This window comes from Streptomyces sp. (assembly GCF_035563135.1).
GTDB lineage: Bacteria > Actinomycetota > Actinomycetes > Streptomycetales > Streptomycetaceae > Streptomyces.
Genome location: NZ_DATMVN010000057.1, coordinates 1 through 9,423 on the forward strand (window position 1 = coordinate 1; position 9,423 = coordinate 9,423).

Annotated in this window: 7 protein-coding genes and 1 pseudogene; 4 read left to right on the forward strand and 4 right to left on the reverse strand. The window is 69.7% G+C overall.

All coding sequences use genetic code 11. The annotated features are described in order from the left end of the window. Positions 1-1,140, forward strand: a pseudogene (locus VN520_RS02510) (amino acid permease); the annotation flags it as partial. 77 nt (positions 1,141-1,217) lie between these two features. Next, the gene (locus VN520_RS02515) at positions 1,218-2,483 is read left to right on the forward strand and encodes an arginine deiminase (RefSeq protein WP_325745164.1); all 1,266 of its coding nucleotides are present in this window, start codon (positions 1,218-1,220) and stop codon (positions 2,481-2,483) included. A 127-nt stretch (positions 2,484-2,610) separates the two neighbouring features. Here the strand turns inward: VN520_RS02515 and VN520_RS02520 are convergent, their stop codons facing one another. The 3 genes from VN520_RS02520 to VN520_RS02530 all read right to left on the reverse strand — a co-directional run bounded on the left by VN520_RS02520 (position 2,611) and on the right by VN520_RS02530 (position 5,851). Beyond that, positions 2,611-3,501 carry an endo alpha-1,4 polygalactosaminidase gene (locus VN520_RS02520; RefSeq protein ID WP_325745165.1) on the reverse strand — a complete coding sequence of 297 codons (891 nt, stop codon included), beginning with the start codon at positions 3,499-3,501 and terminating at the stop codon, positions 2,611-2,613. 266 nt (positions 3,502-3,767) lie between these two features. After that, positions 3,768-4,709, reverse strand: a complete 942-nt coding sequence (locus VN520_RS02525; protein ID WP_325745166.1) for an adenosine kinase — start codon at positions 4,707-4,709, stop codon at positions 3,768-3,770. A 383-nt stretch (positions 4,710-5,092) separates the two neighbouring features. Next, positions 5,093-5,851, reverse strand: a complete 759-nt coding sequence (locus tag VN520_RS02530; RefSeq protein WP_325745167.1) for an IclR family transcriptional regulator — start codon at positions 5,849-5,851, stop codon at positions 5,093-5,095. A gap of 226 nt (positions 5,852-6,077) precedes the next feature. Between VN520_RS02530 and VN520_RS02535 the strand changes: the two genes are divergently transcribed. After that, positions 6,078-6,428 carry a hypothetical protein gene (locus VN520_RS02535; RefSeq protein ID WP_325745168.1) on the forward strand — a complete coding sequence of 117 codons (351 nt, stop codon included), beginning with the start codon at positions 6,078-6,080 and terminating at the stop codon, positions 6,426-6,428. 269 nt (positions 6,429-6,697) lie between these two features. Here VN520_RS02535 and VN520_RS02540 read toward each other — a convergent pair whose 3' ends face one another. Next, a complete protein-coding gene (locus VN520_RS02540) occupies positions 6,698-8,113 on the reverse strand; it encodes a lysine N(6)-hydroxylase/L-ornithine N(5)-oxygenase family protein (RefSeq protein WP_325745169.1) in 1,416 nt (471 codons plus the stop codon). A 241-nt stretch (positions 8,114-8,354) separates the two neighbouring features. On the opposite strand from VN520_RS02540, the gene VN520_RS02545 reads away from it, so the two are divergent. Then, positions 8,355-9,302 carry a methionyl-tRNA formyltransferase gene (locus tag VN520_RS02545; protein WP_325745170.1) on the forward strand — a complete coding sequence of 316 codons (948 nt, stop codon included), beginning with the start codon at positions 8,355-8,357 and terminating at the stop codon, positions 9,300-9,302. Positions 9,303-9,423 lie beyond the last annotated feature (121 nt).

Genomic DNA, 9,423 nt, shown 5'->3' on the forward strand with positions numbered 1-9,423 from the left:
CTACTGGGCGAGCGCCTGTGTCGGCAACGTGACGTACTGGGTGCTGATCACATCGACGATCGGTGCCGTCTGGCCGGCCGTGGACACGGCGACACCGTACTGGCCGCCGCCGTGTCCACGGCCGGCCTGTGGGCCTTCTACTTCCTCATCCGCCGGGGAGTGAAAGAGGCGGCGGCCATCAACAGGGTCGTCACCGTGGCCAAGGTGGTCCCGATCCTCGTCTTCGTCGTCCTGGCCCTGTTCTTCTTCGACGCGAAGGTCTTCACCGGCAACCTCGGCGGTGCGGACTACGCGGGCTCCCTGTTCAACCAGGTACGCGGCACCATGCTGGCCACCGTGTTCGTCTTCCTCGGGGTGGAGGGCGCCAGCGTCTACTCGCGCCATGCGAAGCGCCGTGAGGACATCGGGAAAGCCACCGTTCTGGGATTCCTCAGCGTCTTCGCGGTCTTCGCGTCGGTCACCATCGTGTCGTACGGCATCATGCCGATGGCCGAGATCGCCGGCCTCCGCCAGCCCTCCATGGCAGCGGTCCTGGAGGAGGCGGTCGGGACGTGGGGCCAGGTCTTCGTGAGCGTGGGGCTGATCGTGTCCGTGCTCGGCGCCTATCTGGCCTGGACCCTGATGGCCGCGGAAGTCCTGTTCGTGGCCGCCGGGGACGACGACATGCCGCGTTTCCTGCGCCGCTCCAACTCCGCGGACGTGCCCGTGTCGGCGCTGCTGATGACGACCCTGCTGTCTCAGCTCGTCCTGGTCATCACCCTGTTCTCGGACGACGCGTTCAATTTCGCCCTCGATCTGACCAGCTCGCTGTCCCTGATCCCGTTCTTCCTCGCCGCGGCGTTCGCTGTCAAGATCATGATTCGTCCGGACGGGCTGACCGAGGGGCAGGGCCGCACGCGCGACCTCGTCGTGAGCGTCGTGGCGGTCGTCTACACCGCGTTCCTCCTGTTCGCGGCCGGGCTGAAATTCGTCCTGGTCTCCTTCATCGTCTACGCCCCCGCCACGATCCTGTTCGCGATGGCCCGCAGGGAGCAGGGCCGCCGGCTCTTCTCCCCGGCGGAGCTCGTCATCTGCGCGGTATCGGTCGTCGGGGCGGTCCTCGGCGTGAGCGCCCTGGCATCGGGCTGGATCAGTCTCTAGGGCCCCGGCCCGCCCTCCCCCGCCCGCCCTGCCCCTCCACGAGCGGGCACCCCGGCCCCGACAGAAAGGCAGCCCTTATGACGAACGCACCCGCTGTGGACGCTCCCCCCGCGCACGGCGTCCACTCCGAGGTCGGCAAGCTGCGCAAGGTGCTGGTCTGCTCCCCCGGCCTCGCCCACCGCCGGCTCACCCCGAGCAACACCGATGATCTGCTCTTCGACGACGTGATGTGGGTGGACAACGCGCAGCGTGACCACGCCGAATTCGTCGGCCGGCTCCAGCAGGCCGGCGTCGAGGTGGTCGAACTGCACGACCTGCTGGCCGCCACGCTCACGGATCCCGCGGCCACGGCGTGGCTGCTCGACCGCAAGATCACCGCCAACGAGGTCGGCCTGGGTCTCGTCGACCCCGCACGCGCCTTTCTGGAGTCACTGGAACCACATGGTCTGGCCGAGTATCTGATCGGCGGCATGGCCACCGCGGACCTGCCCGACGAATACCGTTCCAGCTGCCTCGCCCTCGCCCGCGAGTCGACCGGGGCGCGTGAATATCTGATGCCGCCGCTGCCGAACACGCTCTACACCCGTGACACCACCTGCTGGCTGTACGGAGGGGTGACCCTCAATCCTCTGTACTGGCCCGCGCGCCACGACGAGACGCTGCTGATGAAGGCGGTCTACCGCTTCCATCCCGACTTCTCCGGAACCAAGGTCTGGTGGGGGGATCCCGAGATCAACTGGGGCCAGGCCACCTTCGAGGGCGGAGACATCATGCCGGTCGGCAACGGCGTCGTACTCATGGGAATGAGCGAACGCACCTCCCGTCAGGCCATCACCCAGGTCGCCGCGTCCCTGTTCAGCCAGGGGGCCGCCGAGCACGTCGTGGTGGCCGCCATGCCGAAGCTCAGGTCGGCCATGCACCTGGACACCGTCTTCACCTTCGCCGACCGTGACATCGTCACCCTCTATCCGAAGATCATGGAAGCGGTCCACACCTTCTCCCTCCGTCCGAGCGACAGGTCACCCGGTGTGGAGGTCGTCGACGAGGGATCGCGCCCGTTCACCGACGTCGTGGCCCGGAGCCTGGGGCTGCCCGCCCTGCGGGTGATCGAGACGGGCGGCGACGTGTACGCCTCCGAGCGCCAGCAGTGGGACAGCGGCAACAACGCCGTCGCTCTCGAACCGGGGGTCGTCTTCACCTACGACCGCAACACCCAGACCAACGATCTGCTGCGCGCCGCGGGAATCGAGGTGATCACGATCGTCGGTGCGGAGCTGGGCCGCGGCCGGGGCGGCGGGCACTGCATGACCTGCCCGCTCATCCGCGAGCCGGTGGACTTCTGAGCCGGCCGGGCAGCGCCTGCACGAGGTGGAGGAGCCGGATCGCGGACACGCCCACGTTCACGCCGCCGCGCAGTGCCCGCCCCGCCGCCCGTACCCCCTTCCCGGCCGTTCCCCTTCCCGTCCGTGCTCAGCAGGTCCGGAAGACATGCCCCTTCTCTCCGGCGGGGAGCACCTCGAGGTCTCGCAGAACGAGGGAGACCCTGTCGCCCCAGGTGGAGCAGCTCTCCTTGAAGCCGACATCGCCCTCGCCCTCGTACTCCACCGCGAAGACACGGCCGTCGTACGCGTCGGCGTACGCATCGCATTCGTCGAACTGTGCGCATTCCTCCGTCACCGCGAAGTCGAAGCCGATCGCGGCGTGCCGGTCGAGCAGATCGGTGGTGTTCTTCTGCCCGATGGCGAGGCCGCCGCTGTGCGCCCGCGCGGCCAATGTCTTGGCGAGGGCGGCATTGTGCTCTTTCGTCAGCTTGCCCTGCGAGCGTTCGAAGGAGTCGAGGTTGTCCGGCTCCACCGCCTGGAATCCGCTCTCGGCGCAGCCGTCGATCCATCCCCCGACGATCTCTGCGAGTTCGGCGCGGTGGGCCGCCGTCGAGGTGTCCAGAAGCACTTCGTCCCAGCCCTCGTCGATGATCAGCTCCCCGTCGCCGTCACGCAGCAGGAGCCCGGGGTGGGTGCCCTGCCACCACTTCAGTGTGCCGGGCTGCGTCTGGAAGGCGTTGACGTAGCAGACGTTGTACAGGCCGGGGACCGGTTCGTCATCGCGGTCGCGGGACACCGCCCGCACACCCTCCGGCGGCGCGTAGCCCCCGCCGATCTGGTAGTCGAATTCCGTACCGGCCGCGGGCAGGAGCACTTCGGCGGTTTCCTTCCGCTGCTGGGTCCCGGCATCCCCGGACGCTCCACCCGCACCGGCGCAGCCTGCCAGTGCGCCTGCCGCAAGGGCGCAGGCAAGGCCTGTCGCCGCCGCGGCCCCCATGCGCCCGCGGCCGAAGAACAGGGAAAGGGCGTGGACGGCCACACGTACTCCAGGTGTCTGGGATCCGGAAGAGGATCTACGTATCCTCCGTCACCGGTCCTGGGGCCGGTCCACCGGGGGACGGCGTACACGGCGCCCACCGGGCGCCGTGTACGAGGTGCGGGTGCGCGGTACCGCCGGCTGGTGCACAGGCGTCCGGTGACACACACGACGGGGCGTCCGGCCGGGGCGGCGCACGGGCCCGGGGCGCGGCGGTCGGCAGGCCACTGCGCCCCGGGGGTGCCGGCCCGACGCACCCTTGGCGACGGTCAGGACGACCGCAGATCGCGGTCCACCACGCGTCCCCGCTCCACCTCGGCGACCCGGACGAGAAGCTCCTCCCGGCCGATGGCATCGGTGCGCGTCGAGGGCACGGTGCAGGCGTAGGCACCGGCCACCGTGCCGAACAGCGAACAGCGGCGGGGGTCTTCGCCGTTCAGCAGGCCCAGGAGGAAACCGGAGGCGAAGGCGTCGCCGGCGCCGTTGGAGTCCACCACCGCGCCGGGCGGGGCGACCGCGGGCATGTGCGTCAGCTCACCCTCGTGCAGCAGGTACGCCCCGGCGGCGCCCGCGGTCGCGACGACGACACGAGCCCTCCCCCGCCCGGCGATCTCACGCATGGTGCGCTCGGTGTCGGTCAGGGCGGTGGTGGACAGGAACACCACATCCGCCTGGAGAGCGAACGCTTCGTGGTAGGGGTCGACGCCGTCCCAGTTGTGCAGATCGGTGGAGATGGTCACCCCTGCCTCACGGAGCACCGGCAGCGTGAAGGCACACGGCTGTGTGATGACGACGTGCGCATGGCGGGTGACTGCGACGAGCCCGCGGACCGTCGACTCCTCGAAGCGGTCCGAGTCGTGCGCGCGTGCGGCGTCGTACAGGGACAGCCGGCGCCCGTCCGGACCGACGAGGTTGACCGCGCGCTTCGTGCCGCCCGGCAGGGGCGCCTCGGTGAGCGGGATGCCCCGGTCACGGTGGAGGGCGCGGACCAGGTCCCCCTCGTGGTCGTCACCGATCATGTCGAGGTGGTGTGTGCGCAGACCGAGGGCCTGCAGCCCGAGCGCGACGAAGTCCCCGCTCTGCCCCGCCCGGGTCTCGATGCCCGGCCGGATCATGTAGCTGTCGGCGAAGGGGAGCGGCAGTTCAGGAACATGGACGATGGTGTCCACGCCGGCGCCGCCCAGTACGAGAACATCGGTCTGATTGCGCATGAGGGTGTCGGAGCCTCTCGGTCGAGGGGTGTGTGCGTTCGATGCGGCGGATCACTCCGCGCCGCGGCCGAGGGCGACAGCCTGCCGACGCCGTCCCACCGCTCAGGCGGAACCGGCGCTGCATGTAGGGCTCCTTCGGTGACAGGGCAGGACCGTGCCCTTGAAGTCAGCCGCATGCCGGGCTGCCGCAGAGCAACGGTCCGGAGCCTGCCGCTCCGTCAGTGCCACCGTCAAGGACATCTGCAATTTCTTTCGGATTCTTGCGCAAGCGAGGGCGGCAGTCGGCCGGAGTGGTCGCTCCTGCCGACAGGTGCCGGTACACGCTGTCGGCCATGGGTGGGACCGTTGCGCCGGAAGGCTCCGGCTGACCGGCCGTGCCCAGGTCAGGAGGACGGCGGCAGTAGTCCCGCGGCCGTCCGCAACGCCGCGGCGTGCCGGGCGAGTTCGGATTCCCCGCCCCGGTCCGCCGGCATGGACGCCATCAGGGCCAGCCGGTCGCGCCAGCTGTTGCCGGCGAGGGGCACGGCGACAGCGTTCATTCCCCTCACCGACTCGCTGCGGCTTTCGGCGCGGCCGAGGGAGCGGACCCCGGCCAGCTCGGAGAGCAGGGCGGTACGGGAGGTCACTGTGCGGCTGGTGACACCGGGCAGCCGTTCCTCCGGGTAGAGAGCGCGGACCTGTTCGGTGGTCAGCTGGGCGAGCAGCACCTTGCCCGCCGAGGTGGCGTGCGCGGGGTGGGCGCGGCCGCACTCCAGGACGGCACGCACGGGGTGCGGCGACTCCCTCCCGTCCGTGATGATCACCTGGTCGCCGATCAGGGCGGCGGTACTGATCGTCTCCCCTGTGGCGGCGGCCGCCGCGTCCAGCACCACCCGCAGACGGGCCTTGGTCCCGGGGTCGTAGCCTGCGGGGCGGCCCAGCGTGACCAGTTCGGGCCCTGCGGAGTAACCACGGCCCGAGGTGTCCCGGGTGGCGAAGCCGCGCGACTCGAGGGTGCTGAGCACCCGGTGCGCGGTGGAGCGGGCCACTCCCAGTTCCCTGGCTGCGTCGGTGACCGACAGGGTGTCATGGGTGAGGAAGAGGCGCATCAGGCGCAGCCCGGTGTCCAATGACTCGATGATGTACCTCTTGGGGTCGGCCACGGGGTCCTCTCGGTCGTGTCACAGGGGCCGTGTTCCTGGTGCGGCGCCCGGCACCATGATTCCGGGCCGTCCGGGCGGTCGGGCAATCGCCGCCGACGATCCGCCCGGCGCCGGTGACGGACCCCGGTCCCCCGGACGGTGCGTGAGCGCGTTGTATGAGAAATGGCGGAGGCGGGAAGACCCAGTGCACCAGGGCCTCCCGGCAGGCCCGGAAGCGGAGGTCGTGATGCTGTCCCACAGACTTGACCGTGGTGTCCTGGTCCTCACCGTGCTGGAGGATCCGGGGATCGGCGGACGAGCCGAACTGGCCGCCGGGATCACGGCGTTCGTGCGTCTCCACCAGCCTGCGCCGGTGCACGTGATCATCGGTGACCGGGCGGCCGCACCGGCCACGGTCAGTGCGGTCCTGCGTGCCCACCGCCAGTGCGAGGAACTGGGCGTGACGATGTCGGCTGCCACCCGCGACCCCGCTGTCCGGCGCCTCCTGGAAGCCGGTGCCGTCTCCGGAGAGGCCCGGTTCGCCGTCCGTCCCCGCATCGGCACCGCCATCAGTACCGGCGACGAGGCAGCCGCCTGAACCGGCGAGCCGGCAGGGCCGGTTCACTCACAGCTCTTGTACGGGACGGGGCAGAGACAGGACCGGCCGTCACACAGCCGGTGGACGTGGCCCGCCCACCGGGCCGCTTCGCCGGCCACGAGCAGCGTCCGGGGCGCCCGGACCGTCCGCACGATGAGCCCGGCCCGGTGGGACGCGGATCGGCGTCCGGCGCGGCGGACAGCCCCTGCCGCACCTCCGCCGGACTCCGCCGCGCACGGGCGTCGGCGGCCGGTGGCGCAGCCGTCCGATCACGAAGACACGCCTGCACCCTGGTACGGGGTGCCTGCGCCGTCGCAGCCGTGCGCGGTCCGACCAGCGGTGCTCCCGATCCCCTCCCCGACCAGCCGGGCCTCGTCGGAGGCAGCCTTGACGCCCCGGTCGAGCAGTGAGTCCAGGATCTCGCCGACCCTGATCGCCGTGTTGGACAGCAGGGCCGACGTGATGCCGTGCGTGTGCTCCGTGCCGCCCTGCAGGTAGATGCCGCAGCGCAGGTCGGGGCCGGTCATGATGCGGTAGTCGCGCTCGACACGGACCCGCCCCTCTTCGTCGCGGAGGCAGTGGTCCGCCATGTCGCCGAGCAGGCCGAGGGGGTCGACAGGGCTGTAACCGGTGGCGAACACCACGACGTCGGCGTCCAGGAGGGTCTCCTCACCCGTGACGAGTGACTTCACCGTGGCGTGGACCACGTCCGGCTTCTCCTCGACGGCGGCGAGCCTGGACACGTTGAGGAAGCGCAGCCGCTCGGTGCCGAGGACCTTCTCCTGGTACATCCGGCGGTACAGGTCGTCGATCAGGTCGATGTCCACCACGGAGTAGTTGGTGTTGCCGTGGTAGTCCATCAGCCTGCGCTTGACGCTTGCGGGTGCGGCGAAGTACTCGTCGACCGCTCCGGGATCGAAGATCCGGTTGGCGAAGCTGCTGTCGTCGGCGGGACTGTAGCCGTAGCGGGAGAAGACCGCGCACACTTCGGCCCGGGGAAAGCGCCGGTGCAGGTAGGCGACGTTCTCGGCGGCGCTCTGTCCGGCACCCACGACGACGAACCGCGAGGGAGAGGTGCCCTCCAGCCCGTCGGCCTTCGTCAGCAGTTCGGAGTTGTGCCAGACGCGGTCACCGCGTTGTACGCCTTCGGGCATGAGCGGCCGCAGCCCGGTCCCGATGACGACGTTGCGCGCCCGGTGGACCACGAGCCCCTCCCCCGAGCGGACCGTCACGTCCAGACACTCCACGACTCCGTCGGACACGACAGGCGTGACGCCCACGACCTCCTGGCCGTAGGAGACCATGCTGCCGACCTTGGCCGCCGCCCACTCGAAGTAGTCGTGGAATTCGGCCCGGAGGGGAAAGAGATTCTTGTGGTTGATGAAGTCGACCAGCCGGCCCCTGCTCTTCAGGTAGCAGAGGAAGCTGAACTCACTGGCCGGGTTCCGGAGCGTCACCAGGTCCTTGAGGAAGGAAACCTGCATGGTCGCGTCATCGATCAGCATCCCGCGGTGCCAGCCGAAGTGCGGCTGCCGTTCGAAGAAGTGAGCGGTGACCGGTTCCTGCGCGCCGGCGCCGGTACCGTGCTCGCTCAGTGCGATCGCCATGGCCACGTTGGACGGTCCGAAACCGATGCCTATGAGGTCGAGGACCGTTGGTGCGTCGCCAGGCCGAACCTGTGACATGTCACTCCCATCGTGCGGGGAAGCCGCCCGGAGGCGCGGGGAAACGAAGGGCCGGGCACGCCGACGGTGCGGCCCGTTGAATTTAGGTGAGCCTAAGCTCATCTGCTTGAGCTGTCGATAGGGCGAGACAGGAGACCGCGCACCTTCACCCGTCAACTGGTCCACAACAAAGCCTGGTTGCAGACTAAGGTAAGCCTTGCTTAACTGAACCGCCATCAGTCCCTGCGCCAAGGAGGAACCCATGCGGGTCGTCATGTTCGGGTACCAGACCTGGGGGCACCGCACCCTGCAAGCCCTCCTGGATTCCGAGCACGACGTGGTGCTGGTCGTGACGCATCCCAGGAGCGAGCACGCGTACGAGAAGATCTGGAGCGACTCCGTCGCCGATCTCGCCGAAGCTCGCGGCGTACCGGTTCTGATCCGCAACCGGCCGGACGACGACGAGTTGTTCGGCGCCCTCGAGGAGGCCTCCCCAGACATCATCGTGGCCAACAACTGGCGGACGTGGATCCCCCCACGCATCTTCGGGCTCCCTCGCCACGGCACTCTGAACGTCCACGACTCGCTGCTGCCGAAGTACGCCGGCTTCTCCCCGTTGATCTGGGCCCTGATCAACGGGGAGTCCGAAGTGGGCGTCACCGCCCACATGATGAACGACGAGCTCGACGCCGGCGACATCGTCCGGCAGGAGGCGGTTCCGGTCGGCCCGACGGACACCGCCACCGATCTCTTCCACAAGACCGTCGACCTCATAGGCCCCGTCACCATCGGCGCCCTCGACCTCATCTCTGCGGGGAAGACGGAGTTCACCCGGCAGGACCGCTCCCAGGCGACCTTCTTCCACAAGCGGTCGGCCGAGGACATCCGCATCGACTGGACCTGGCCCGCGGAGGACCTCGAACGCCTGGTCCGCGCCCAGTCCGATCCGTACCCCAGTGCCTTCACCTTCCACAAGGGCAAGCGCATCGAGGTCCTCGCCGCAGTGGTCTCCCAGGGCCGCTACGGCGGAACGCCCGGCCGTGTCTTCTACCGCGAGGGCGACGGTGTGGTGATCGTCGCCGGGGCCGACGCCCGTACCGGCCGCAACCACGGCCTGGCCATCACACGCGTACGCACCGAGGACGGCCGGGAAATGCCCGCGACGGAGTACTTCACCGCCATGGGCGGCTACCTGACCGGTCGTCCCTGACGTCAGGGCCCCGGCCCCAGGTCCCGTGCGTCGTCTCCTCGGCCTCATGACCGGGCCCAGGACATACCGGCCCGGCATGCCGCTTCGGCCCCTGACGGTGACCCCGCGACCGGCTGCCGGC